At 63.2% G+C, this 24655-nt stretch carries 24 protein-coding genes; 15 read left to right on the forward strand and 9 right to left on the reverse strand.

What is annotated here, in order from left to right; genetic code table 11:
* The first annotated feature begins 104 nt into the window (after nucleotides 1-104).
* From rsxC to OGM61_03430, 10 genes are all read left to right on the forward strand, one after another.
* Nucleotides 105-1460: an electron transport complex subunit RsxC gene (rsxC, locus tag OGM61_03385; protein ID UYI85125.1), complete on the forward strand. Its 1356-nt coding sequence runs from the start codon at nucleotides 105-107 to the stop codon at nucleotides 1458-1460.
* Entirely contained in the window at nucleotides 1457-2515 is a 1059-nt protein-coding gene (locus OGM61_03390) for an RnfABCDGE type electron transport complex subunit D (GenBank protein ID UYI85126.1), read from the forward strand. Before rsxC ends, OGM61_03390 begins: the two co-directional genes overlap by 4 nt.
* Nucleotides 2508-3080, forward strand: a complete 573-nt coding sequence (locus OGM61_03395) for an RnfABCDGE type electron transport complex subunit G (GenBank protein ID UYI85127.1) — start codon at nucleotides 2508-2510, stop codon at nucleotides 3078-3080. Before OGM61_03390 ends, OGM61_03395 begins: the two co-directional genes overlap by 8 nt.
* A 13-nt stretch (nucleotides 3081-3093) precedes the next feature.
* Nucleotides 3094-3783 (forward strand): electron transport complex subunit E, encoded by a 690-nt coding sequence (locus OGM61_03400; GenBank protein UYI85128.1) that lies wholly within the window; start codon nucleotides 3094-3096, stop codon nucleotides 3781-3783.
* A gap of 1 nt (nucleotide 3784) precedes the next feature.
* On the forward strand, nucleotides 3785-4372 hold the full coding sequence (locus tag OGM61_03405; GenBank protein UYI85129.1) for an RnfABCDGE type electron transport complex subunit A: 588 nt from the start codon (nucleotides 3785-3787) through the stop codon (nucleotides 4370-4372).
* A gap of 13 nt (nucleotides 4373-4385) precedes the next feature.
* Nucleotides 4386-5198 carry an RnfABCDGE type electron transport complex subunit B gene (locus tag OGM61_03410; protein UYI85130.1) on the forward strand — a complete coding sequence of 271 codons (813 nt, stop codon included), beginning with the start codon at nucleotides 4386-4388 and terminating at the stop codon, nucleotides 5196-5198.
* 141 nt (nucleotides 5199-5339) lie between these two features.
* Nucleotides 5340-6377 (forward strand): flagellin lysine-N-methylase, encoded by a 1038-nt coding sequence (fliB, locus tag OGM61_03415; GenBank protein UYI85131.1) that lies wholly within the window; start codon nucleotides 5340-5342, stop codon nucleotides 6375-6377.
* Complete coding sequence (locus OGM61_03420; GenBank protein ID UYI85132.1) at nucleotides 6364-6777, forward strand: hypothetical protein; 414 nt, start codon at nucleotides 6364-6366, stop codon at nucleotides 6775-6777. Before fliB ends, OGM61_03420 begins: the two co-directional genes overlap by 14 nt.
* Nucleotides 6778-6908: 131 nt before the next feature.
* A complete protein-coding gene (locus OGM61_03425) occupies nucleotides 6909-7493 on the forward strand; it encodes a sugar O-acetyltransferase (GenBank protein UYI85133.1) in 585 nt (194 codons plus the stop codon).
* 60 nt (nucleotides 7494-7553) lie between these two features.
* Complete coding sequence (locus tag OGM61_03430; GenBank protein ID UYI85134.1) at nucleotides 7554-7739, forward strand: DUF6440 family protein; 186 nt, start codon at nucleotides 7554-7556, stop codon at nucleotides 7737-7739.
* A gap of 116 nt (nucleotides 7740-7855) precedes the next feature.
* On the opposite strand, the gene OGM61_03435 is transcribed toward OGM61_03430, so the two are convergent.
* The 3 genes from OGM61_03435 to OGM61_03445 are packed head-to-tail and all read right to left on the reverse strand — an operon-like array spanning nucleotide 7856 to nucleotide 11220.
* On the reverse strand, nucleotides 7856-8938 hold the full coding sequence (locus OGM61_03435) for a putative glycoside hydrolase (protein UYI85135.1): 1083 nt from the start codon (nucleotides 8936-8938) through the stop codon (nucleotides 7856-7858).
* Between the two features lie 28 nt (nucleotides 8939-8966).
* Nucleotides 8967-9413, reverse strand: coding sequence for a ribose 5-phosphate isomerase B (gene rpiB / locus OGM61_03440; protein ID UYI85136.1), 447 nt, complete (start codon nucleotides 9411-9413; stop codon nucleotides 8967-8969).
* A 28-nt stretch (nucleotides 9414-9441) separates the two neighbouring features.
* Nucleotides 9442-11220, reverse strand: coding sequence for a glycosyltransferase family 39 protein (locus tag OGM61_03445; protein UYI85137.1), 1779 nt, complete (start codon nucleotides 11218-11220; stop codon nucleotides 9442-9444).
* Between the two features lie 270 nt (nucleotides 11221-11490).
* Here OGM61_03445 and rny point away from each other — a divergent pair, with 270 nt between their 5' ends.
* Both rny and OGM61_03455 read left to right on the forward strand, forming a co-directional pair.
* Nucleotides 11491-13032 (forward strand): ribonuclease Y, encoded by a 1542-nt coding sequence (rny, locus tag OGM61_03450; protein ID UYI85138.1) that lies wholly within the window; start codon nucleotides 11491-11493, stop codon nucleotides 13030-13032.
* Between the two features lie 514 nt (nucleotides 13033-13546).
* Nucleotides 13547-14104, forward strand: a complete 558-nt coding sequence (locus OGM61_03455; GenBank protein ID UYI85139.1) for a hypothetical protein — start codon at nucleotides 13547-13549, stop codon at nucleotides 14102-14104.
* A 116-nt stretch (nucleotides 14105-14220) separates the two neighbouring features.
* Here OGM61_03455 and groL read toward each other — a convergent pair whose 3' ends face one another.
* The 6 genes from groL to OGM61_03485 form a co-directional block, all read right to left on the reverse strand.
* Nucleotides 14221-15849, reverse strand: coding sequence for a chaperonin GroEL (groL, locus tag OGM61_03460; protein UYI85140.1), 1629 nt, complete (start codon nucleotides 15847-15849; stop codon nucleotides 14221-14223).
* Nucleotides 15850-15881: 32 nt separating this feature from the next.
* Nucleotides 15882-16166, reverse strand: coding sequence for a co-chaperone GroES (locus OGM61_03465; protein UYI85141.1), 285 nt, complete (start codon nucleotides 16164-16166; stop codon nucleotides 15882-15884).
* A 153-nt stretch (nucleotides 16167-16319) separates the two neighbouring features.
* Nucleotides 16320-17252: a diacylglycerol kinase family protein gene (locus OGM61_03470; GenBank protein ID UYI85142.1), complete on the reverse strand. Its 933-nt coding sequence runs from the start codon at nucleotides 17250-17252 to the stop codon at nucleotides 16320-16322.
* 142 nt (nucleotides 17253-17394) lie between these two features.
* Nucleotides 17395-18516, reverse strand: coding sequence for a class I SAM-dependent RNA methyltransferase (locus tag OGM61_03475; GenBank protein ID UYI85143.1), 1122 nt, complete (start codon nucleotides 18514-18516; stop codon nucleotides 17395-17397).
* Nucleotides 18509-19528 carry a hypothetical protein gene (locus OGM61_03480; GenBank protein UYI85144.1) on the reverse strand — a complete coding sequence of 340 codons (1020 nt, stop codon included), beginning with the start codon at nucleotides 19526-19528 and terminating at the stop codon, nucleotides 18509-18511. The genes OGM61_03475 and OGM61_03480 overlap by 8 nt, the downstream gene beginning before the upstream one ends.
* Nucleotides 19529-19542: 14 nt before the next feature.
* On the reverse strand, nucleotides 19543-20550 hold the full coding sequence (locus OGM61_03485) for a chorismate synthase (GenBank protein UYI85145.1): 1008 nt from the start codon (nucleotides 20548-20550) through the stop codon (nucleotides 19543-19545).
* Between the two features lie 215 nt (nucleotides 20551-20765).
* Between OGM61_03485 and OGM61_03490 the strand changes: the two genes are divergently transcribed.
* The 3 genes from OGM61_03490 (at nucleotide 20766) to OGM61_03500 (ending at nucleotide 24328) form a co-directional block, all read left to right on the forward strand.
* Nucleotides 20766-21455, forward strand: a complete 690-nt coding sequence (locus OGM61_03490) for a response regulator transcription factor (GenBank protein ID UYI85146.1) — start codon at nucleotides 20766-20768, stop codon at nucleotides 21453-21455.
* Entirely contained in the window at nucleotides 21456-22943 is a 1488-nt protein-coding gene (locus tag OGM61_03495) for a HAMP domain-containing histidine kinase (GenBank protein UYI85147.1), read from the forward strand.
* 95 nt (nucleotides 22944-23038) lie between these two features.
* Entirely contained in the window at nucleotides 23039-24328 is a 1290-nt protein-coding gene (locus OGM61_03500; GenBank protein UYI85148.1) for a S1C family serine protease, read from the forward strand.
* The last annotated feature ends 327 nt before the right edge of the window (nucleotides 24329-24655 follow it).

Raw genomic sequence — 24655 nt, forward strand, 5'->3', positions numbered from 1 at the left:
AATATTTAAATTAGTACAATTTGATGTTTTTCCGCCATTTTTGGTGGACGAAATTAGGTTGGCGTGCTAATATATGTGGGTCAAAAAATAGAGAGGTGATGCAAATGCCCTTTAAGTTTCATGGCGGAGTTCATCCCAACTACATGAAGGCGCCGGATGTCCCGGTGACCGTCATTGCTCCTCCGCCGCAGGTCGTGCTCCCGATGATGCAGCATATCGGCGCACCCTGCAAACCGCTGGTCGCGGTGGGCGATTATGTGAAGATGGGTCAGAAGATCGCTGACAATCCGGCACCCGTCTCCGCTCCCATCCACGCGACGGTCTCCGGTAAGGTGATCGCCATCGAGCCGAGACCCCACCCCCTGGGCGATATGATCCCCGCGATCGTGATCGAAAATGACTTCCAGGACACCCCCTGCACGGATCTCGCGCCCCTGACGCCCGAGCAGATGAAGGATCCCGAAGCCATCCTTGACCGCATCCGCGAGGCCGGTATCGTCGGTCACGGCGGTGCCATGTTCCCGACCGCGTTCAAGATCCGCGGCGGCCTTGGCAAAGTCGATACCCTCATCATCAACGGCGCAGAGTGCGAGCCGTACCTCAACGGCGACCACCTGACCATGAAGAACCACCCCGAGGAGCTGCTCAAGGGCATCGAGCTGGCGCGCATCGCGTCCGGCCTCGACAAGGCTTACTATGGCATCGAGAAGAACAAGCAGGACGCCATCGACCTGCTCCTGTCCAAAAACCCCGCGCAGTACGGCGTGGAGATCGTGCCGGAGAACGTCAAGTACCCGCAGGGCGCTGAGAAGATGCAGATCAAGGCCATCACGAACCGTGAGGTCAAGCCCGGCGGCCTGCCGTCCGGCGTCGGCTGCAACGTCATCAGTACCCAGACGGCTTACGCCATCTACCGCGCCTGCTACGAAGGCATGCCCAGCATCGAGCGTGTCCTTACCGTTGCCGGCAGCGCCATGGGCGATAAGTCCTACAACCTGCAGTGCCGCTTCGGCACGCCGTTCAGCTACATCGTCGAGCAGTGCGGCGGCTTCGTCGTCGAGCCGAAGAAGATCGTCCTCGGCGGCCCCATGATGGGCCTGATCGCCACGAATCTCGAGGCGCCCAACATCAAGGGCACCGCGGGCATCCTGTTCTTCACCGACAAGGAAGACCGCTCCGTCGAGAATCCGACGTGCATCCACTGCGGCAAGTGCCTGACCGTCTGCCCGATGAAGCTCGAGCCGCTGTACATGTATAAGTACTATCAGAAGCGCGACTTCGAGAATATGCAGAAGTATCACATTCTCGACTGCTTCGAGTGCGGCAGCTGCTCGTACAATTGCCCGGGCCGTCTGCCCCTGACCCATACCTTCAAGACCGCGAAGCTCCTCTTCGCCGCCCGCGCGGCCGAAGAAAAGGCCCGCGCGGAAGCCGCTGCAAAGGAGGCTGAAACGAAATGACACCGAAAGAATATACCTTTGACGCTGCCTATCAGCCTCAGGTTCGCGCCAAGCGCGGCACGCGCGAGATCATGCTCGACGTGATCATCGCCCTGCTCCCGGCGCTGTGCGTCGGCGTGTGGCAGTTCGGCGCGCAGGCGCTCATCCCGCTGGCCGTGTCCATCGTGTCGTGCGTGTTCTTTGAGTGGGCTTACCGCAAGCTCATGAAAAAGCCCGACTCCATCGGCGACCTGTCCGCCGTGGTCACGGGCATCCTGCTCGCGTACACCCTGCCGGCCAACTGCAAGTGGTGGCTGCCGATCATCGGCGCGTTCTTCGCCATCGTGGTCGTCAAGCAGCTCTACGGCGGCATCGGCAAGAACTTCCTCAACCCGGCGCTCGCCGGCCGTGCGTTCCTGCTCGCCTCCTACGCGCTGTTCATGACCACCTGGGTCGTGCCCGGCAGCCTGACGTCCGTCATCGGCGCGGACGCGACCACCATGGCCACCCCGCTCAGCTACATGAAGGCCGGCGAGGCGCTGCCGCAGTACTTCACTTATAAGTCCATGTTCCTCGGCACCATGCCCGGCTGCCTCGGCGAAGTCAGCGCGCTCGCGCTGCTCATCGGCGGCGTGTACCTGCTGTGCCGCAAGGTCATCACCTGGCACATCCCCGTGTCGTTCATCGGCACCGTCGCGCTGCTGACGCTCATCTTCGGAAGCAAAAACGGCGGCGGCTACACCCACGTCGAGTGGATGCTCGACAACCTCCTGTCCGGCGGCCTGCTGCTCGGCGCGTTCTTCATGGCGACCGACTACAGCACCAGCCCCGTCACCGCTCCCGGCCGCATCATCTACGGCGTCGGCTGCGGCGCGCTGACCGTGCTCATCCGCGTGTTCGGCGGCTTCCCGGAGGGCGTTTCCTTTGCCATCCTCATCATGAACTGCTGCGCATGGATGTTCGACAAGCACACCCAGCGCCGTCAGTTCGGCGTCAGCCGTGAGGACGTCAAGGCCAAGAAGGCCGCTGCAAAGGCTGCGAAGAAAGAAGCAAAGGAGGCTGCTGCAAATGGCTGAAAAGACTGAAAAGAAATCCGGCGGCGGCCAGATCATCAAACTCGCGCTCGTGCTCTTTGCCGTGTCCGCCATCATGGCGCTGGCCCTCGGTCTCGTCAATGAGCTGACGAAGGACACCATCGCCATGCGCGCGGCCGAGACGACCAAGAAAGCATATGCCAACGTCCTCGCGGCCGACGAATACACCGAGCAGGCCGATTTTGAGAACGATGGCACCATCACCAAGCTCAGCACCGCCACCACCGGCGGCCAGCAGGCCGGCTACGTCGCCGAGACCACGTTCTCCGGCGCGCAGGGCATGATCACCATGGTCGTCGGCCTGGACGATGATTATAACTGCACCGGCGTGTACGTCACCAAGCACTCCGAGACCTCCGGCCTCGGCGCCAAGGCGGCGGACACGAACGAAGGTGCCTGGCGCGACAACCTCGTCGGCCAGGGCGACGGTATGAAGCTTGCCAAAGACGGCGGCGACATCACCGCCATCTCCGGCGCGACGATCACGTCCCGCGCTGTCGTTACCGAAGTGCAGACCGTCATCAACGCGGCCAAGTCGCTGGGTTAAGGAGGGCTGAAACATGAATATCAAACAACAGTTCAAGGAAGGCCTCATTACCAATAACCCGGTCCTCGTGCAGCTCATCGGCATGTGCGCCACCATGGCCATCACGACTAGCCTCTTCAACGGCATCGGCATGGGCCTGTCCGTGCTCGTCATTCTGACCTGCTGCAATGTGGTCATTTCCCTCATCCGCAAAGTCATTCCGAACGATATCCGTCTGGCCATCTTCGTGCTGGTCATCGCGGGCTTCGTCACCATCGTTGACCTGCTGCTGCAGGCCTACGTTCCCGCGCTGAGCGCGTCCCTGGGCGTGTTCATCCCGCTGATCGTTGTTAACTGCATCATCATCGGCCGCGCCGAGGCGTTCTGCCAGAAAAACCCCGTCGGCCCGTCGTTCTTCGACGGCATCTTCCAGGGCCTCGGCTACACGCTCGTGCTCATCGCCATGTGCGTCATCCGTGAGCTGCTCGGCAAGGGCTCGTTCGGCACCGGCATCATCAACACCATCGACGGTGTCATCGGCACCGGCAACGGCATTCAGATCTTCCCGTCCGAGTACGGCGCGCTCGTGCTCACGCTCCCGATCGGCGGCTTCATCACCCTCGGCTGCCTGATTGCGCTCATGCAGTACGCGCTGCGCAAGTCTGCCGAGAAGAAGGAAGCCAAGGAAAAAGCGCTCGCAGCGCAGGAAAAGGAGGCGGCATAACATGAGTTCTACGACCAGTATTTTTGCCATCATCCTCAGCGCCGTGCTGACGAATAACTTCATCTTCTCGCAGTTCCTCGGCTGCTGCCCGTTCCTCGGCTGCTCGAGCAAGATCGACACCGCCGCCGGCATGGGCCTCGCCGTCACGTTCGTTATGGGCCTGGCGTCCGCCATCTGCTGGCTCGTCAACTGCCTGCTCGTCAAGCTCGGCTTGGGCTTCCTGCAGACGATCGCTTACATCCTCGTCATCGCCGCGCTCGTGCAGTTCATCGAGATGTTCCTCAAAAAGTCTATCCCGTCCCTGTACTCCGCGCTCGGCATCTACCTGCCCCTGATCACCACCAACTGCGCCGTGCTCGGCGTCGTGCTGCTCAACACGCAGTACAGCTTCGGCTTTGTGCAGAGCGTGGTCTACGGTGTGTTCGGCGGCCTCGGCTTCATGCTCGCCATCTGCCTGTTCGCAAGCGTGCGCGAGAAGCTCGAGTTTGCCGACTATCCGGAGAGCTTTGAGGGCTTCCCGATCTGCCTCGTCTCCGCCGGTCTGCTGGCCCTGGCTTTCATGGGCTTCTCCGGCATGAAGATCGGCTAAGGAGGGCTGAAATATGGATTTTACTTTGATTCTCGAAGGGATCGCCGTCCTCGGCATCATGGGCGCTGTTTTCGGCGCGCTGCTGGCGTTCGCCGCTAAAATCTTCCATGTGGAAGTTGACCCCAAGCAGGAGGCCGTGCGTGAGTGCCTCGCCGGCGCCAACTGCGGCGGCTGCGGCTACCCCGGCTGCGACGGTTATGCCGCTGCGGTCGCGGCGGGTCAGGCTCCGGTCAACTGCTGCGTCGCCGGCGGCCAGGAAGCTGCCGACAAGATCGCTGCGATCATGGGCGTCTCCGCCGGTGCGGAGGAGAAGATGGTCGCGTTCGTGCCGTGCTCCGGCGCGGAGGGCGTCGCCGTCAAGCGCTTCAACTACAAAGGGCCCCAGGATTGCCAGGCTGCCATGCTGTTCGGCGGCAAGAGCAACAAGGAGTGCCGCTTCGCCTGCATCGGCCTCGGCAACTGCGCCAGAGCCTGCAAGTTCGGTGCGATGCACATCGTCAACGGTGTTGCCAAGGTCGACCGCGACAAGTGCGTCGGCTGCATGGCCTGCGCTGATGCCTGCCCGAAGAAAATCATCGAGAAGGTGCCGTATAAGCAGGCTGTGCTCGTCGGCTGCCGCAATCAGGACAAGGGCGCCGTCACGCGCAAGATCTGCGACGTCGGCTGCATCGGCTGCATGAAGTGCCAGCGCGAGTGCCCGGCAGAAGCCATCAAGATCGAGAACTTCGTGTCCACGATCGACTATGACAAGTGCGTCGGCTGCGGCCACTGCGCCGATATCTGCCCGCGCGGCATCATTAACCTTATGGATCTGGTCAAGCAGTAAGCTGCCGGCCGGTCAAAAAACCAACAGACAGACGGACATTTCGGTGTCCGTCTGTTTTTTTGCGCACGGGAGTGCCGAACGTCCCTTTTCCTGCGGCGCGCGATGTGTTACAATAGAAAAAATACGCGCAAGGAGGCTGCCATGTACCAGACCCGACCCGATGATTACGCTGCGTTCCGGTGCCTGGCCGGGGCATGTCCGCAGACGTGCTGCGCCGCGTGGGAGATCGTTGTCGATCCGGACGCGCAGGACGCTTACCTGCGCCTGCAGCATCCGCTGGTGGCAAAGCTGCGGCGCGTGCTGCGCGTAGACAGCGAGGGCGATACGTACTTTGCGCAGACGGACGGGCGCTGCCCGTTTCTGTGTGCCGACGGCCTGTGTGAGCTGCAGCGCACGCTCGGCGAGCAGAGCCTGTGCCGTACGTGCCGGGATTTTCCGCGCTGGGAGGTGCTGCTGTGCGACCGGGTGGAGCAGGGGCTATCACCCGCGTGCCCGGAGGCCGCGCGGCGGCTGCTGGAGCGCTCCGCGCCCCTGCGCTTTGTCTCCGCGCCGCTGCCGGACGACGGGTATGTGCCCGGCGCGCGTGAGCGGCGGCTGACGGCCGCCGTCACGGCGGTACGCGACCGGGTGCTTGCGCTGCTGGCGCGGCCGGGGCACACGGCGTATGAAAATCTCGCGGCCGCGCGCGCTTTCGCGTGCGCAGCGCAGCGCCTGCTCTGCCGGCACCGCATCACGGCGCTGGCCGCCGGGGATGTGCCGGGGGTGACGGTCGATGCAGCGCCGGAGCCCATGCCGCCGGCGGCGCTGGCGGCGGCGTTCGCGTCCCCGGAGCCGCTCGATGCCCGCTGGCCGGAGCTGCTGCGGCGCGCGGCGGCGCTCCCTGCCTGCCCGCCGCCCAGAATGACGCCCATGCAGCAGACATGCCTCGCGCAGACGATTGTCTGGCGGCACGGCATGGACGCGCTCGACGACCGTGACGTGGCCTTTCCCGTGCGGTATGCCGCGGCGACGCTGCGGCTGCTCGACTGTCTGGCGGCGGTGAGCGGCTGCACGGACGCGCAGCTCGTCGTGCTCGTCACGCGCGAGGTGGAAAATGACCCCGAAGCCCTGTCCCGGCTGCGCGCCGGGCTAGAACCAAAAATGAATGCTCAGGAGGCACTCGACCATGAAAAAATGTGATTGCAAGATCATGAACACCCTCGGCAAGTACCAGAAAATCTGGCCGTGGATCGGCGTGGCGGGCTACGCCATCGACGGCGCGGAGGCCGTGCTCAAGCACACGAAGTGGGGCAAAGCACACTACAAGCTGCGCATGCTCATCCACGGCGCGGGCGCGGGGCTGCTGTGCCTCGGCGCGGGCGTACACACGGTGCAGGCGTTTGCAACGGGCAAGACGGACGTGCCCGCCGTCGTCAGCGGGTCGGTCATCGGCTCAGGCATCCTCGGCCTGAACTACACGCACGCCGCGGCCAAGAAAATCGGCCCGAAGCAGGCGCGCGTCATGCACCGCGTGTTCTGCGGCGTGACGGGTCTCGGCATGGCGATGCACATTTTCGCCGTCAAGCAGCCGAAGGAGTAAGATACGCGGGGAAGAAAGCAGACCGCAGCCGCAGCGGAACTGACCGCTGCGGCTGCGGTTGTGCTGCGCGCGGATGTGTGGTAAGATGAGACACAGCGCGCCGGGAGGCGGAATTTACGGGAGGAATGACCATGACTGAGAAGGAGAAAATGCTGCGCGGGATGCTATATGACGCCGACGACAGCGCGCTCTGCGCCGACCGCGTGCGGGCCAAGGAGCTGTGCCATGCCTACAATCAGCTGCGGCCCTCAGACGCGGCCGGGATGCGGGAGCTCCTCCAGCAGCTTCTGGGGAAAACGGGCGAGACGTTTTGCGTGACGGCCCCGTTCTGGTGCGATTACGGCTACAACATCCGGCTCGGGGAGCACTTTTACGCCAACCACAATCTCGTCATTCTCGACTGCGCCGCGGTGACGTTCGGCGAGCACGTGTTCGTGGCGCCGAACTGCGGGTTTTACACGGCCGGCCACCCGATCGACGCCGAGTGCCGCGAGCGGGGGCTGGAGTATGCTTACCCAATCACCGTGGGCGATCATGTGTGGATCGGCGGCGGTGTGCAGGTCATGCCCGGCGTCACGATCGGGAGCAATGTCGTGATCGGGGGCGGCAGCGTCGTCGTCAAAGACATTCCGAGCGATTCGGTCGCTGTCGGCAATCCGTGCAGGGTCATTCGGCCGATCACGGAGGCGGACAAACAGACCTGCTGGGACAGATAGCGCGCGGCTGCATGGCAAGAGGAACGCAGGACGCAAATCAAAATGCAGAGGCCAGACAAAATGCAAAAAGAAAAGCGGTTTGAGATCGTATATCAGGAAGGCGGCTTTATGAGCGCAAAAACGATCTATGTGGACAAAGAGACCGGCGTGAATTATCTCTTTATCGTCAGCGGATATGCGGGCGGATTGACGCCGCTGCTGGATGCAGAGGGGAAACCCGTCGTCACCCAAGAAACGGCTGACTGAGAAGATCGCGCTTTCTTGTCCGGCGCGAAGCGGCGCTTTGATCGTGCGTACACAAACCCCCGCCCGGCGTGACCATTCGGTCACGCCGGGCGGGGGTTTCTTTGATGGGCCGGGGCTCACCCGGTGGTGACATAGCTGCCGGATTCCGGCGCCTTGGCAAGAAACGGCACGAAGCGCGTCGCGGCGTCAAAGCTGCTGTCGGCCGCGATGGCGCTCTGGAGCGTGGCGACGTTATCGGCCGAGGCGAACACGCACACGCGGTCAAACAGCTTCGGGAACACCGCCATGTCCTGCCCGGACTGCGCGGCCCTGCTTTGCAGGATGGAGTCCGCGCTCACGACGGCGCTCACGCGCAGGCCCGTGGCGGCCAGGTTCGCGCGCAGGTACTTTGCCAGCGACACGACCGCGTCCGTGCGCGAGGGCGTGCCGCTCTGGGACGCATATTTGACCTCCGTGTCGGACAGCGGCTGCTGCAGGTACGAGAACGTGACCTCGTCAAAGCCCAGGTCGTGCAGCTCCTTGCAGAGGCTGACGAGGTAGGTGCGGATGAACGTGTTGTACGGGTCGACCCAGCCGCCGGAGCTGTCGGTGTACTCGCTGCCGGACGCGGTCTGCAGCGCGGTGGCGGCGTAGCGTTCGGCCATGAGCGTGTCGACGCACGTGCTCACGACGGCGACGAGGTAGATGTTCTGCCCCTTGACGGTCTGGATCGCGTCGGCAAGCTCGGCCGTGCCGTTGACGCCGTAGGCCGCGGCATCCGAGACGCCGGACTTCCAGCTCAGCGTGCCGCCGGGGGCTTTCATCTGCAGCACGAGGGCGTTGCCGCCCGCCGCCTTCACGGCGGAGGCCGCGCGCGTGAGCCCGTCGGGCGTGATTTTGTCGGCCGTCAGATACTGCCCGTGCAGCTCGGTGAGGCCCTTGCCCGCGTCGGAGACGATGCCGGAATAGTCCGGGTCCTCGAGCACGAGCTCGGTGTCGACCGTCTCGGGCTGGCCGCTCTCGGTGACGGGGGCGGCCGTCTCCATGATGGGGAAGACGACGTGCAGAGAGCCGTCGCTGTCATAGACAATGTATTTCTGGCCGGCGAAGAACAAAATCACCGCCAGCACGATCAGCCCGGCGAGGATCCACAAGATCACCGGCCAGGCCTTGCCCCGGCTGCGCCGGGCGCGGTAAACGTCGTTGCGATGGGCGCGCATCGGCACACCTCCTTTGGGTCAGGCGGCGTCAGCCGCGGTTTTCAATGTCGCTGATGAGGGCGATGCGGCGCGCGTGGCGGCCGCCCTCAAACTCGGTGTTGAGGAACGTGTCCACGATCTTGAGCGCGAGGCCCGGGCCGAGCACGCGCGCGCCCATGGCGAGGATGTTCGCATCGTTGTGGCGGCGGGTCATCTCGGCGGAGTAGCAGTCGCCGCACAGGGCGGCGCGGATGCCCTTGACCTTGTTGGCGGAGATGGAGATGCCGATGCCGGTGCCGCAGATGAGGATGCCGCGCTCGCACTCCCCGCCCGCGACGGCGCGGGCCACGGCCTCGCCGTAGATGGGGTAGTCGCAGCTCTCTTCGCTGTACGTGCCGAAGTCCTTGTAGGCAAGGCCCAGCTCGTCGAGATGGCGCATGACCTCCTGCTTGAGGGCAAAACCGCCGTGGTCACATCCGATCGCAATCATAAACAATACCTCGATTTCTGTAATTTCCCCGGCGTTAAAACGGCCAGTCCGGGAGCCATTTGAGCACATTCCATGCATAGTCGCGCGGGATCGTCACGCCCGTGAGCACGGGGTAAAACAGCGCGAAGAGCACGCCGTTTGCTGCCGTGAAGGCATACACGATGCCGAGATAGCCGCGCTGCCGCAGCCGGTCGAACACGTACCCGAGTGCGAGCACGAGAAAGAGCGTCGCCGCGAAGTAGTGGTATTCGAACGTCAGGCGTGAGATGAACACCCACGGCAGCACCTGCGCCAGATAGCCGACGAGGAGAAACAGCGCCGTGCGGTCGCGCTTCGCCGCGCGGTATGCGAGCACCGGCAGCGCCAGCAGTCCGCCCCAGCACAGCAGGGGATTGACGAACGCGCCGATGGTCGACACCGTCCCGTCGCCATACGACAGGTAGTAGAGGATCGGCCGCAGGTCGAGCAGCCACTGCCACCAGCGCGAGGAATACGGATGCGTGGCGACAAGGCCGGAATGATAGGTAAACATGAAGCGCTGGTTTTCCAGCACGATGGCGGCGTATTCGCGCGTGAAGTACATGCCCGCGCCGTGCAGGCCGCGCGCCGCGCCGTAGGGGTAATAGCTCGCATAATAGATCATGCCCGGCACGAGCACGAAAAACACAAGGCAGAAGCCGATGTTGCCCAGCAGGCGGCGGAGATACCGGCGGCCGTCACCGGCCCGGTGCGCCTGCACGCCGGCAAAGATCCAGTGCAGCGCCCAGAGCACGCCGAGGCCCGCCCCGGCATAGAGACACGTCCACTTCGTGGCCGCGCCGATGCCGAACGTGACGCCGCAGGCGGCGAGGTGGCGCAGCCGCCCCTCCGTGAAGTACCGGTACAAAAACAGGTACATGAGCAGGATGAAAAACGTCGCAAAGCTGTCGATCGTTGCAATGCGCGTCTGCGTCAGGTGCATGAAGTCGAACGCCAGCAGCGCCGCGCCGCACAGGGCCACGCGGTCGTCGCGGAACATCCGGCGCAGCAGATCCCACATCAGCGGCAGCATGGCCACGCCGAAGAGCGTGCCCATGAAGCGCCAGCCGAACGGCGTCATGCCGAAGAGCACGATGCCGAGCGAGAGGATCTCCTTGCCGAGCGGCGGGTGCGAGACTTCATACGGATACACGCCGCGCAGGTGCTCATAGGCCGTGCGCGCGTGGTAGATCTCATCAAAATACGTACTGTTGTAGTACGTGGACGCGGCGGGCACGGTGTCCGCTTCGTCGCAGAGCGCGTCCGCGCTCGCAGGGCCGGTGATGGCGCGCACGCCGATGCGGCTGCCCTGCGGGTCGTAGAGTGCGAGCTCGCCGAGCTCCACGTGCGCGCTCGCCGTGATGCGCACATAGGCCGCCGCTGCGGGCGCAGTGTCGGCCATTTCCGGCTGAAGCCACTTGAAGAGGTCGGCGTAGCCCTGCGGCATCGTGCCGGCGGGCGTGAAGGTCACGCCGTCGGTCGAATAGGCGAGGGTGTATTCGCCGGTCGACAAACCGGGGTAGTACCACACGGCGAAAATTTCACTCTCGCGCTCGAGCGCGAGCACGGCGGATTCCCCCGCCTCGAACGAGCAGAACTGCTGCGGGTCGCGCGCAGAGCCGAGGCTAAAGAACGCTGCGACGGCGTACACCGCCGTCAGCGCCGCGATGCCAAGCCCGCCGCGGCGGCCCGTGCGCCGGGGGATAGGGCCGCGTGCGGGCAAAACCAGATGCGCCAGCAGCGCGAGCGTGAGCGTGATGGCGGCTGCGAGCAGAATGTACCGGAGCGCTGCCATACGCTGCCCCTCCCTTCGCCGGAATGCCGGATGGTCTATATTATAGTACAGCGCGGCGGCCCTGTCCAGAAAAGAATCCGCCGGAGGGGCGGCAGCACTTGACAACTGTCCGGAATAAAGTTAGAATAATGTGATTATATTTTTGGCGGCGGATGGAGCGCCGACACGAATATCGTTATGTTCCCGGCGGGTGCGCTTGATGGCCCGCCTTTTCCAACTTGAAAAAATATCGTAGAAAAAATCTGAAGAAACGGAGGATCACAATTTCATATGTCGTTACCAATAGCACTCGGTTGTATCATCGCAGCGCTTGTGGTTGGTTGTATCCTTGGCGGACTTTACCGCAAAAAGGTCTCGGAGCGCGAGATTGGCAGTGCGGAAGAGAAGGCCAAGCAGATCATAAATGATGCCTATAAGAGTGCCGAGAGCAAGCGGCGCGAGACCCTGCTCGAGGCCAAGGAAGAGATCCACAAGAGCCGGACGGAGTACGAACGCGAGGTCAAGGAACGCCGCGCGGAGCTGCAGAAGCAGGAGCGCCGCCTCCAGCAGAAGGAGGAGACCCTCGACCGCAAAACGGACACGCTCGACAAAAAGACGGACGCCCTCAACCAGAAGATCGCCGCGATCGACACCAAGCAGAATGAGATCAATCAGCTCAAAAAGACCCAGATGGAGCTGCTCGAGAAGATCTCCGGCTATACGGTCGAGGAGGCCAAGGCCTTCCTCATCAACAGCCTGAAGGACGACGTCGTGCATGAGCAGGCGCTCATGGTCAAGGAGGTCGAGGCCCAGTACAAGGATGAGGCCGATACCCGCGCCCGCGAGATCATCGCCACCGCCATCCAGCGCTGCGCCGCCGACCATGCCAGCGAAGTGACCGTGTCGGTCGTGCCGCTGCCGAACGACGAGATGAAGGGCCGCATCATCGGCCGCGAGGGCCGCAACATCCGCGCCATCGAGACGCTCACCGGCTGCGACCTCATCATCGACGACACGCCCGAGGCCATCACGCTCTCGAGCTTCGACCCCGTGCGGCGCGAAGTCGCGCGCATCGCGCTCGAAAAGCTCATTCAGGACGGCCGCATTCACCCCGCCCGCATCGAGGAAATGGTCGCCAAGGCCCAGAAGGAGGTCAACGCCACCATCAAGGCCGAGGGCGAGCGCGCCGTTTTCGAGACGAACATCCACGGCCTGCATCCCGAGCTTATCAAGCTGCTCGGCCGCATGAAGTACCGCACCAGTTACGGCCAGAATGTGCTCAACCACTCCATCGAGGTTTCGCACATTGCCGGCCTGCTCGCTGCCGAGCTTGGCGTCGACGTGGCCACCGCCAAGCGCGCCGGCCTCCTGCACGATATCGGCAAGGCCATCGACCACGAGGTCGAGGGCAGCCACGTGACCATCGGCGTCAACATCGCCCGCAAGTACAAGGAGTCGGAGGAAGTCATCCACGCCATCGAGGCCCACCACGGCGACGTGGAGGCCCACACCGTCGTCGCCTGCCTCGTTCAGGCGGCCGACGCCATCTCCGCTGCGCGCCCCGGCGCCCGGCGCGAGAACATCGAGAACTATGTCAAGCGTCTCGAAAAGCTCGAGGAAGTCACCAAGAGCTTCCCCGGCATCGCCAACTGCTTTGCCATTCAGGCCGGCCGCGAGATCCGCATCATGGTCAAGCCCGAGGAGGTCTCGGAGGATCAGATGGTGCTGCTCGCGCGCGACATCGCCAAGAAGATCGAGGACGAGCTGACCTACCCCGGCCAGATCAAGGTCAATCTCCTGCGCGAGACCAAGGCCATCGACTACGCGAAGTAAACCAGATCCCGAATCCCCAACGCCCGCCGGATATCCGGCGGGCGTTCGTGCATTTGCTGCCTTTTGGCGGCGGTGGGCGCAAGTGCCGGTTTCCCAACAGATGCATCAAAAAATCCATAAAAAACGAATCTGTTACAAAAAGGAAAGAAATACTTGACAAAAACGGTCGATTTATGGTAATATTTTTCTGGAACTGATAAAAATTGTTCAAAAACACGAAAGGAGAGTAAAATTCATGATTTGGGATTGCCCGTTTTGCTTCCTCGGATGGCTGCATGATCAGTGGGGCTGGGACCACGAAATGGCCGAGAAGTTCAGATCCATGTGCCCGAACAAGTAATTCATTTTTTGTGTGCTGTTAACCGGTAGCACGCTGTCAGCCCGCCCGGGGCTGAGCCAACCTTACGAGGCCTGACGCTTTGCGTCAGGCTTTGTTTTTTTGCCCGGTTTGACAGCCCGCGCGCGGGTGTGTAGAATGGGCGCAGAGACCGAAACGGACGGGCGGGGAGATGCGATGAAGCAAAAGTGGCATAAACTCTATGACAATACTGCGACTTACTATATATTTGGCATAGTCATGCTGATATTCGGGTCATTAACGGCGCTGAACATTTGGATATACAGGGAATGCAATGTTGTTTCAGAAAAAATCGCACTTATGCTTATATTAGATGTTCCAGGGGCAGCATTTTTCATCTTGGCGAATAAGCCGCAGGCATTCAGTCGATTTTTAACGCGCTGCAGCTTTGATGCCGAAGGCATCCATTGCCGGAGCCCGCGTTGGGGGCGCTTTACGCTTCGGTGGGATGAAATTCGTACATATGGCTTTGGCGTGAATTCATTTTCGTACATGTCTGCATCATTTTTGCATTTCTCACGGAACGAGGTGGAGTATGTGCCGAAAAACGGCATGGAGCTGCTGCGGATCGGCCGTGACCGGATCATTTTTCAGTATCGGGAGTCCATCTGGGCGGCGCTGACGGAGTATATGCCGAAGGACATGATCAAGCGGCTGGACGATGTGATCCGCAATGAACGCGGCGGGCATTTCCGGCGCAGGCCCGGCGCGTGAGCGGGCGAGCCTGCTGCACCGTGGATAGAGAAGAAAGCAGACAGCAAAAAATCCGGCGCCCGCATCGCGGGCGCCGGATCTTGCTTTGTCTGTTGTTTTGCAGGGGCAGGGGGGAATCAGTACATACCGCCCATGTCCGGGGCAGCCGGAGCGGCCGGAGCGGCCTTCTCGGGCAGGTCGGCCACGAGGGACTCGGTGGTCAGAACCATGGAGGAGACGGACGCGGCGTTCTCGAGCGCGCTGCGGCAGACCTTGGTCGGGTCGACGATGCCGTTTTCGATCATGTCGCCGAAGGTGTCGTGCGCGGCGTCGTAGCCGTAGTTGACGCTCTTGCTCTTGCTGACCTTGTCGAGGATGACCGCACCCTCAACACCGGCGTTGGCCGCGATCTGGCAGATCGGGGCGCGCAGAGCGGCTGCGATGATGTTCGCACCGGTCTTCTCATCGCCGGAGAGCTTGGCAGCGGTCGCCTGTGCGGCCTTGCTGGCCACGACATACGCCGTGCCGCCGCCGGCCACGATGCCCTCTTCGACGGCTGCGCGGGTCGCGTTGAGCGCGTCCTCGATGCGCAGCTTCTTTTCCTTCATCTCGGTCTCGGTTGCAGCGCCGACCTTGATGACCGCAACACCGCCGGACAGCTTTGCCAGGCGCTCCTGCAGCTTCTCCTTGTCGTACTCGGAGGTCGTCGTCTCGATCTGGGCGCGGATCTGTGCGATGCGGCCCTGAATGTCGTCCTTGGCCCCGGCACCCTCGACGATGGTCGTGGTCTCCTTCGTGACCTTGACCTGACGCGCGCGGCCCAGCTGAGCCAGCGTGGTGTCCTTGAGCTCCATGCCGAGGTCGGTCGAGATGACCTGGCCGCCGGTCAGGATGGCGATATCCTGCAGCATTTCCTTGCGGCGGTCGCCGAAGCCGGGGGCTTTGACGCACACGCAGGTGAACGTGCCGCGCAGCTTGTTGAGGATGATGGTGGCCAGCGCCTCGCCCTCGATGTCGTCGGCGATGATGACGAGCTTCTTGCCCGCGTTCAGCACGGCCTCGAGCACCGGCAGGATCTCCTGAATGTTCGAGATCTTCTTGTCCGTGATGAGGATGAGCGCGTCGTCAATGACGGCTTCCATCTTGTCGTTATCCGTGACCATATACGGGGTGACATAGCCCTTGTCGAACTGCATGCCCTCGACGACCTCGGAATAGGTCTCGGCGGTCTTGCTCTCCTCGACGGTGATGACGCCGTTCTGGCTGACCTTCTCCATCGCCTCGGCGATGAGCTGGCCGATGTGTTCGTCACTGGAAGAGATCGCGCCGACACGCGCGATGTCGCTCGTGCCGCTCACGGGCTGGGAGTTCGTGCGGATGGCGTCGACAGCCGCGTCGGCCGCCTTCTGGATGCCGCGGCGCATAACCATCGGGTTCGCACCGGCGGCCAGGTTCTTCAGACCCTCGCGGATCATCGCCTGCGCCAGAACGGTGGCGGAGGTGGTGCCGTCGCCCGCGACGTCGTTGGTCTTCGTGCTCACTTCGCGGATGAGCTGCGCGCCCATGTTCTCAAACGGGTCCTCGAGCTCGATCTCTTTTGCGATCGTCACGCCGTCGTTCGTGATCAGCGGAGCGCCGAACTTCTTGCCCAGCACCACGTTGCGGCCCTTGGGGCCGAGGGTAATCTTGACGGTATCTGCAAGCTGATCCACGCCGCGCTGCAGCGCCTTGCGTGCTTCTTCACCATAAATGATCTGTTTTGCCATAATGATAGCCTCCTAAAATCAAAGCGGTTGGATTACTCGACGACAGCCAGAATGTCGCCCTGACGCACGATGGAATATTCCTCGCCGTCCACTTTCACGGTGGTGCCGGAGTACTTGCCGACGATCACGCGGTCGCCCGCGGCCACGGTCATCTTCACTTCGTTGCCGTCCACCATGCCGCCCGGGCCGACTTCGACGACCTCGAACATCTCGGGCTTCTCCTGCGCGGATGCTGCCAGGATCAGGCCGCTCTTGGTCTTTTCCTCTGCCTTGAACTGCTTGAGGATCACACGGTCTGCCAACGGTTTGAGTTTCATAATCTATATGCCTCCTAATATTGAATACAAAAAAGCGATGCGTTAGCACTCAATTCCTCGGAGTGCTAACGCATCATACTATACCACAATTTTTCGGATTATCAAGCCCCTGGCGAAATTTTTTTGTAAACGTTTTGTGACCGCGTTTTTTCGTCAGGCGTGGACAAATTCGCGCGTCTCGTGGCCGCCCGTGGTCTCGGGGTGGAAGAAGGCCATGTTCGCCGGCACGAGGAAGTTCACGCCGCCGGGGATGAGGTCGAAGTTTACGTGCTTGCTCCAGAGCGCCTCACCGTCGATGTTCACGACGAGATCCTGCTCGCTGTCGATCTCAAGATGACCGCCCTCGAGATGGGTGATGAATTTTTCCAACTCACGGTAGCGGCCCTTGGCGTACTTGCCGACGAGCCGGATGAACTGCAGGCGCGACACGTCGCGCACGACGAGAAACTCCAGCTTGCCGTTATCTGGCCGGGAGTCGGTGATGGGGTTGAAGCCGCCGCCGTAGAACCGGCCATTGCACGCGCAGATGAGCGACGTGCCTCCGCTGTAGTCCATGCCGCAGCCGCGCACGGTCAGCGGCTGGGCGATGCCCTTGAAGAGGTTGGCCACGACGGACAGCACATAGCTGTCGTGATATTGGTGCACCTCGGTGCCAATGCGCGCGTCGATGCCGACGGAGCAGATGTTGACCGCGTAGCGCCCGCAGCACTCCATCACGTCGAGCGGACGCACTTCGCCGCGCACGAGATCGCTCAGGTCGAAAAAGCGGTCCTTTTCCTCGCCGAACATTTTGATGAAGTCGTTGCCCGTGCCGCAGGGGAAGTGGGTCACGGCGACGTTATCGTGCCCGACGGCGCCGTTGACGCACTCGTTGAGCGTGCCGTCGCCGCCGCAGGCATATACCCGCAGCTCCTCGCCGGAAGCGGCCTCGGCCTTGATCTTCGCGCACGCATCCATGGGCGCGGTCGTGATGTAGACCTCATAGGCGTCCGCGCTGCCCTCGAGCGCGAGGCGCGCCTGCTCGGCCACGTATTCATGCCGGTCCTTGCCGCCGGCGACGGGGTTGACGATGAACAGATGTTTCATAGCTCCATTCCTGCACTTTCGACAAAATAATACCATTACTATACCCCGGTCGGCGGGGACGCGCAAGAGGGGAATCGTGAATATTTGCGATTTTTTAACTACCGGTGTGAAATATATGCGGCCGTGCGTCGGATATGCGGCTTCACACGTCTTTCGTGTACTGGAACAGGTCACAGCGGAGCGTGCCGTTGTAGAGCTTGCGCTTCTTGTCTGCCGGGCGGCCGAACGCGCGCTCAAACTCCGTGTGCGAGCTCAGCAGGTAGAGCCGCCAGTGCTCCGTTTTGGCATAGGCCGCGCCGAAGGCGGTGTAGAGCGCCTCGGCCTCGCGCTTTTCCATCAGGCGCTCGCCGTAGGGCGGATTCGTGACGATAACGCCGCGGTCGGTCGTGCGGTCAAATTCCCGCGCGTCCGCCACCGCGAAGGTGATGCAGTCGTCCACGCCGGCGCGGCGGGCATTGTCGCGCGCCATGGCGACGGCGCGGGGGTCGATATCCGAGGCAAAGATGTGATACTCGCCGTGAAACTCGCGTGCGCGCGCTTCCTCGCGCGCCTGCGGCCAGACCCCGGCCGGCAGCCACGCCCACTGCATGGCCGCAAAGTCGCGGCTCAGCCCCGGTGCGCGGCCCTTGGCGGCCAGCGCCGCCTCGATGGCGATGGTGCCGCTGCCGCAAAACGGGTCGCAGAAATCGCCCCGGCCGCGGTAGCCCGCGATGTCCACGAGCGCGGCGGCCAGCGTCTCGCGCAGGGGCGCGGCCACGTGCGCCGGACGGTAGCCGCGCTTGTGCAGCGGCGTGCCGGTCGTGTCGAGATAGAGCGTGGCCGTGTCGTGCACGAGCGAGAACTGGATCTGGTACAGCGCGCCGGTCTCGGCAAACCACGTCACATGATAGCGCTGCTTGAGCGACTCGACGACGGCTTTTTTGATGATCTTCTGGCAGTCGGGCACGGAGTGCAGCGCCGACTCCAGACTGTAGCCCTTGACGGGGAAGGCCGCGTCCGCGGGCAGGTACTGCGCCCACGGCAGGGCCTTCACGCCCTCGAAGAGCGCGTCAAACGTCGGGGCGGGGAAGCTGCCCAGCTCGAGCAGCACGCGCTCGCCGAAGCGGCAGCGGAGGTTCATGCGCGCGATGTCCGCGTCCGTGCCCGTGCAGCGCACGCGGCCGTTTTCGGGCATGACGCCGCGCAGGCCCATGTGGCGCAGCTCGTTGCCGAGCGGGCCCTCGAGCCCGAACAGGCACGGCACGCACAGTTTGTGCTCAGGCATCGGGCGTGTCCTCGGTTTCGTCAGATTTTTCAGGCTCGGCCGGGGTTTCCGGGGCTTCCGGTTCGGCCGGGGTTTCCGCTTCCGGCTTGGCCTCGGGCGTTTCCTCCGGAGCGGTCTCCGGCTCGGCTGCGGCCTCCGGGGTCTCCTCCGGTGTGGTTTCCGGGTCGGCCGGGGTCTCAGGCGTCATGTCCACGAGCTCGAACGTGATGTCCGGCAGCTTCTGCTCGTCATACTTGCCGCAGAGGATGCGGATGAACACGACGATGGCATAGATCAGGCAGGCAACGGCCGCGACCGTCAGCCCCTCGACCCAGCCCTGCGGGATGCCGCCGACGTAGTCCACGCGCACGATGGCGTCGGGCAGGTAGTCGGCCGCGTCGTCACTGTCGCCGATCGCGCCGATCTTCTGCAGATAGTCATGGTTGTCCGTGTACCAACTGTAGATCTCGGACGAGACGGCCTCCGGCATGGCCTTGACCGTGCCGGTGACGCGGATGAAGCTGTCGATGGAGTAGCTCTGGCCCTGCAGGACGCTGGTGGTCGCATTGGCAATGGTCTTGACCGAGGCGTCCCACCGCGCGGGGAAGCGGAAGGCCACGAGCTGCCCGCCGATGGGCACGACGGCGTACTGCGCGCTGCCGCCGGCGGGGTCTTCGAACGTGTCGAGGATGAAGATGATGTCGTGCTGCACGAACGTGCCGGGGTCGGCGTCGAACGTGCCTTCGATACTCTGCGCGCCCTTAGCGATACGGAACACGCCGAAGCCGGAGGCCGCCAGCAGCACCACGGCCGCCAGCACGCCCGCGATGCCGCGCCAGAGCGCGTGACGCCAGCGTGCGCCATGCTCGGCCTTCTGCGCGGGGGCGGCTGTTTCCGGGGCCTCTGGGGCCTTCGGTGCTTCCGTGCCTTCCGAAGCCGGGGCGGTTTCCGGCTGGGTAGTCTGTTCGATGTTTGTGGTTTCCGGCGCGGCCGTATCGGGGGCCTGCTGAGCCGGGGTCTTGTTTTCGTCCATGAGGAACTCCTTTCTCAGATCGTGGCGGCGGTGTCAAGCATGGCGTCGAGCACGCAGCAGGCGAGCGCGGCCTCCATGACCGGGATCGCCCGCGGGGCGAGGCACGGGTCGTGCCGGCCGTTGATGCGCAGCGGCGTCTCCTCCATTGTGGCCAGGTCGACCGACGGCTGCTCGCACGCGATCGACGGCGTCGGCCGCAGGGCCATGCGCACGACGAGCGGCATGCCGTTGGTGATGCCGCCGTTGATGCCGCCGGCATTGTTCGAGGCCATGGTGATGTGCCCGTTTTTCAGGCGGATGGGGTCGTTGGCTTCGCTGCCGCGCATTTCGGCGAGGGCGAAGCCGCGGCCAAACTCCACGCCCTTCACGCCGGGGATGGCATAGAGCATGCCGGCGATGCGGCTCTCCATGCCGCCGAAGAGCAGCCCGCCGACGCCGGCGGGTACGCCCGTGACGACGCACTCGAGCTCGCTGCCGACGGAGTCGCCGGCGCTGCGCGCGTCGAGAATGGCGCGCTTCATGTCAAAGTTCAGCTCCCTGCCCGTCGCCTGGCCGACGCGCACGGCGTTGGCCGTGATCGTGATGCCGCGGCGCTCAAGGATCTGCCGGCAGACTGCTCCGGCGAACACGAGGCAGGCCGTGAGCCGGCCGCTGAACGGGCCGCCGCCGCGCAGGTCGGCGTGGCCGCCGAAGCGCACGGTCGCAGCGTAGTCCGCGTGGCTCGGGCGCGGGATCTCCGGGTGGTAGGCCGCACTGTTCTGGTCCTTGTTGCGGAAGATGGCCGAGATCGGCGCGCCGGTCGTCACGCCGTTGAGGATGCCGCTCATCACGAGCGGATCGTCCGTCTCTGAGCGGTGGGTCGTCAGGTCGGACGAGCCGGGGGCGCGCCGGCGCATCTGGATGCGCACGGCGTCCATGTCGATGGCCTCGCCGGCCGGGACGCCGTCGAGCACGACGCCGATCGCCGGGCCGTGCGACTCGCCGAAGATCGTCACTTTTACGCGTTCGCCATAGGTATTCATGCGTTTGCCTCGCTGTTCGTTCAAAATAAAGGATACAGATAACCATACAACATTTTTCCGGTCTTGTAAATGCCTTTTGCGTGCGCGCGGGGGTCATGGGCGCGCGGATTTTACAGATTGGACATGAAAACGCCGTGCCGGTTGTTTTATAATAAGAACAAATTGTGAAAATGATACCCGGCGCGCAAGTGCGCCGGCGAAGGAGGCAATATCACATGAGCCAGAAAGTGCTCGTCGTGGAGGACGACAACAACATCGCAGAGTTGCTGCGTCTGTACCTGCAGAAGGACGGGTTCGAGGTCTCACACGCGGCCGACGGCGGCAAGGCCGTCGAGATGGCCAAGGAGATCCAGCCCGACCTCGTGCTGCTCGATATCATGCTGCCCGTCATGGACGGCTGGCAGGTCTGCCGCGAGCTGCGCAAGACCATGAAAATGCCCATCATCATGCTCACCGCCAAGGGCGAGACCGAGGACAAGGTCTCCGGCCTGGAGATGGGCGCGGACGACTACATCGTCAAGCCCTTCGAGGTCAAGGAGCTGCTCGCGCGCGTGCACGCCGTGCTGCGCCGCACCGGCGACGACGGCAAGCCCAAGAGCAAGAAGCTCACGTTCGACAAGCTCGTCATCAACCTCGACTCCTATGAGCTGATCGTCGACGGCAAGAAGATCGACACGCCGCCCAAGGAGATGGAGCTGCTGTACCACCTCGCGGCGACGCCCAACCGCGTCTACACCCGCAACCAGCTGCTCGACGAGGTGTGGGGCTTTGACTACTTCGGCGACAGCCGCACCGTCGACGTGCACATCAAGCGCCTGCGCGAGAAGCTCGAGGGCGTGTCCGACAAGTGGGCGCTCAAGACCGTCTGGGGCGTGGGCTATAAGTTCGAAGCGGAAGAGACGTAAGTGAAGAGTATTTATTTCAAAAACTTCGCCGCGACCGCCGTCATGGTCATGTTCAGCTTCCTCATCCTCGGCACGGCGTTCGTGTTCCTCGGCCGCAGCTATGTCATCAGCGAATACCGCGACAACATGGTCTCCAACGCCGAGGAGGTCAGCCACGCCGCGCAGGCGCTTGTGCGCGACGGCGAGCTCTCGAACTGGGACCTGCGCATGGTCATCAGTACCCTGGCGCAGTCGACCGGCAACCACATCTTCATCACGGATACCGATGGGACGATCGTGTCCTGCTCGTGCCGCAACATCGCCTGCGAGCACCTCGGCCGCTCGGTCGGCTCGGCGCAGCTGACGCAGCTGCGCAGCGACGGCAAGCTCAACCTCATCACGAACCTCGGCGGGTTTTATGCCTCGCCGCACTACGTCGTCGCGCAGCCAATCACCATCGGCACGGACGCGCGCGTGATCGGCTACGTGTTCGTGGCCACGAACAGCGCCACGATCATCGACGGCTGGCGAACGTTCGTGTGGGTGTTTCTCGCCGCGTCTGCCGCCGTGATGATGATCGCGCTGCTGCTCTCGCTCGTGACGAGCAAGCGCATGGCTCAGCCGCTCGACGAGATGGCAGTCGCGGCCAAGAAGTTCGCCCACGGCGACTTTTCCGCCCGCGTCACGGACGACGGACGCACCGACGAGGTCGGCGCGCTCATCTCGGCCTTCAACACCATGGCCGACTCCCTTGAGACGAGCGAGCAGCGCCGCAACGCCTTCATCGCCAACGTCTCGCACGAGCTCAAGACCCCCATGACCACCATCGCCGGCTTTGCCGACGGTATTCTCGACGGCACGATCCCCAAGGATCAGGAGGACAAGTACCTCGCCACCATCGCCGACGAGACGCGCCGGCTCTCGCGCCTCGTGCGCAGCATGCTCGACATGTCGCGCCTTGAGAGCACGGGCGAGGATCTGACGCGCCGGCGCGAGTTTGACATCTCGGAGAAGATCGTCAGCACCATGCTCAGCTTTGAGGCGCGCGCCAACGACAAGCAGCTCGACGTCGATCTGCAGCTGCCCGAGGACTCCATGCCGGTGCTCGCAGACCCGGACGCCATCACGCGCGTGCTCTATAACCTGATGGACAACGCCGTCAAGTTCGCCGCGCCCGGCAGCACGCTGCGCGTCTCGCTCTGGAAGTCGGAGGGCAAGGCCTACGTCTCCGTGCGCGACCACGGCGAGACCATCCCGCCCGACGACCTGCCGTTCATCTTCGACCGCTTCCACAAGTCCGACCGCAGCCGCAGCCTCGACCGCGACGGCGTGGGGCTCGGACTGTACCTGGTCAAGAGCATCCTCGACGCGCACGGCGAGGACATCGCCGTCACGAGCCGCGACGGTGTGACGGAGTTCGTGTTCACGCTCACGCTCGCAAAGCCCGCGCCCAAGCCTACCGCCAAGCCCGAGAGCACCGGCCGCCGGGGCGGGCGCAAGAGTTCATGATTTGTTCGCGGAATTCATAAAATGTTTGTTTTCCATTCATAAGCAGCACAAAATCACGTGCTATCATCAAATCGTTCCTTGGGAGGGACACCACAATGTACGACAACGTCCGCAAACCGGAGTCCGACTGGTATGAGGCCGGCTACACCGCGCCCCGCACCGATGCCGCAGGCACCGGCTGCTACGACTCCTACTGGAGCCCGTCGCAGGCCGCCGCGCCGAAGAAAAAGCCCCATCAGGGGCTGAAGATCACGATGATCATCCTCGGCGTGCTCGTACTCATCATCGCGTCCTGCTATGTGTTCGCCGGCCGCGGCCGGGATTCCATCTCCGTCGACGGCGATCCGGGCCAGCACGGCAGCGTGACGCTCCCCCGCGAGGACACGGACGATGACACCACCGTCACCGGCAAGAATGAGCTGCCGACCGCGCCGACCGACCCCGGCGTGACCATGACGCTCCAGCCCGCCGGGGGCAGCGCGCTCACGCTGCAGAGCGTGTATGCCAAGTGCCTGCCGTCCGTCGTCGGCATCCATGCCGACATCCGCCGCGGCGAATACAGCACCGGCACGGGCATCGTGCTCACGGCCGACGGCTACATCGTCACGAATACGCACGTGCTCGACGGCGCCAAGGCCGTCACCGTGACGACCTCGGACGGTACCGAGTACACCGGCAAGCTCGTCGGTGCGGACGCCGTGAGCGACATCGCCGTGCTCAAGATCGAGGCGCAGGGCCTCACGCCCGCCGAATTCGGCGACTCCAGTTCCCTGCAGGTCGGCGACGACGTCGTGTCCATCGGCAACCCGCTCGGCGAACAGCTGCGCTGGACGATGACCAACGGCATCATCTCCGCCATCAACCGCGACATGGTCTATAACGGGCACAGCATGACGCTCCTGCAGACCAATGCCGCCATCAACGAAGGCAACTCCGGCGGCCCGCTCATCAATATGTATGGGCAGGTGATCGGTATCACGAACATGAAGGCCCTGTCCACGGGTGTGGAGGGCATCGGCTTTGCGATCCCGACCGCGTCCATCCGCCCGATCGTCAATGCGCTGCTCGCAGACGGCCGCGTTTCAGGCCGCGTGAGCATCGGCATCACCGTGGGCGCTGTGTCTTCCGCCGCTTCCGAATACTACGATCTGCCCGATGGGCTGTATATCAGCGCCGTCGCCGAGGGCTCGGACGCCGAAAAGCAGGGCATCCAGTCCGGCGATATGCTGTTGGCCGTCAACGGTCAGGCCGTGACCACCACCTATGATGTCAGCGCCGCGAAGGACGGGCTGAAGGTGGGCGACACCGTCACGCTGACCATCTACCGCGACGGCAAAACGTTCGACGTCGACGTCAAGCTCGTCGATACGAACGACATCTCTTAATTTGCTAGTTTCTCCCTCCTCATATTCTCCTCTCTATTGAACGAACCCCAGATGGGTAAAACCATCTGGGGTTTGTTCTATATTTGTTAGGATGGTGCTGCTGCGTTGCGGAATTGAGCAGCGGGGAAGCCCGAGGGGGCAAGGCCCGCCTCGGGTGGAATGACACGCGCTTGCGCAGCAAGCCGACGAACCCCAGATGGGTAAAACCATCTGGGGTTTGTTCTATGTTTGGGTAAAAATGATGCTGCTGCGCTGTGAAATTGAGCCGCAGGGGAAGGCTTTCCAGATCCGGACCTTCCGGCGTCCACGGTGATGCACTGCACCCCG

Source organism: Clostridiales bacterium (assembly GCA_025757645.1).
GTDB lineage: Bacteria > Bacillota > Clostridia > Oscillospirales > Oscillospiraceae > CAG-103.

Bases quoted from the DNA above. Each gene is read 5' to 3' on its own strand.
- rsxC (UYI85125.1), top strand. From the start codon at position 105: ATGCCCTTTAAGTTTCATGGCGGAGTTCATCCCAACTACATGAAGGCG.
- OGM61_03390 (UYI85126.1), top strand. From the start codon at position 1,457: ATGACACCGAAAGAATATACCTTTGACGCTGCCTATCAGCCTCAGGTT.
- OGM61_03395 (UYI85127.1), top strand. From the start codon at position 2,508: ATGGCTGAAAAGACTGAAAAGAAATCCGGCGGCGGCCAGATCATCAAA.
- OGM61_03400 (UYI85128.1), top strand. From the start codon at position 3,094: ATGAATATCAAACAACAGTTCAAGGAAGGCCTCATTACCAATAACCCG.
- OGM61_03405 (UYI85129.1), top strand. From the start codon at position 3,785: ATGAGTTCTACGACCAGTATTTTTGCCATCATCCTCAGCGCCGTGCTG.
- OGM61_03410 (UYI85130.1), top strand. From the start codon at position 4,386: ATGGATTTTACTTTGATTCTCGAAGGGATCGCCGTCCTCGGCATCATG.
- fliB (UYI85131.1), top strand. From the start codon at position 5,340: ATGTACCAGACCCGACCCGATGATTACGCTGCGTTCCGGTGCCTGGCC.
- OGM61_03420 (UYI85132.1), top strand. From the start codon at position 6,364: ATGAAAAAATGTGATTGCAAGATCATGAACACCCTCGGCAAGTACCAG.
- OGM61_03425 (UYI85133.1), top strand. From the start codon at position 6,909: ATGACTGAGAAGGAGAAAATGCTGCGCGGGATGCTATATGACGCCGAC.
- OGM61_03430 (UYI85134.1), top strand. From the start codon at position 7,554: ATGCAAAAAGAAAAGCGGTTTGAGATCGTATATCAGGAAGGCGGCTTT.
- OGM61_03435 (UYI85135.1), bottom strand. From the start codon at position 8,938: ATGCGCGCCCATCGCAACGACGTTTACCGCGCCCGGCGCAGCCGGGGC.
- OGM61_03445 (UYI85137.1), bottom strand. From the start codon at position 11,220: ATGGCAGCGCTCCGGTACATTCTGCTCGCAGCCGCCATCACGCTCACG.
- rny (UYI85138.1), top strand. From the start codon at position 11,491: ATGTCGTTACCAATAGCACTCGGTTGTATCATCGCAGCGCTTGTGGTT.
- OGM61_03455 (UYI85139.1), top strand. From the start codon at position 13,547: ATGAAGCAAAAGTGGCATAAACTCTATGACAATACTGCGACTTACTAT.
- groL (UYI85140.1), bottom strand. From the start codon at position 15,849: ATGGCAAAACAGATCATTTATGGTGAAGAAGCACGCAAGGCGCTGCAG.
- OGM61_03465 (UYI85141.1), bottom strand. From the start codon at position 16,166: ATGAAACTCAAACCGTTGGCAGACCGTGTGATCCTCAAGCAGTTCAAG.
- OGM61_03470 (UYI85142.1), bottom strand. From the start codon at position 17,252: ATGAAACATCTGTTCATCGTCAACCCCGTCGCCGGCGGCAAGGACCGG.
- OGM61_03475 (UYI85143.1), bottom strand. From the start codon at position 18,516: ATGCCTGAGCACAAACTGTGCGTGCCGTGCCTGTTCGGGCTCGAGGGC.
- OGM61_03480 (UYI85144.1), bottom strand. From the start codon at position 19,528: ATGGACGAAAACAAGACCCCGGCTCAGCAGGCCCCCGATACGGCCGCG.
- OGM61_03485 (UYI85145.1), bottom strand. From the start codon at position 20,550: ATGAATACCTATGGCGAACGCGTAAAAGTGACGATCTTCGGCGAGTCG.
- OGM61_03490 (UYI85146.1), top strand. From the start codon at position 20,766: ATGAGCCAGAAAGTGCTCGTCGTGGAGGACGACAACAACATCGCAGAG.
- OGM61_03500 (UYI85148.1), top strand. From the start codon at position 23,039: ATGTACGACAACGTCCGCAAACCGGAGTCCGACTGGTATGAGGCCGGC.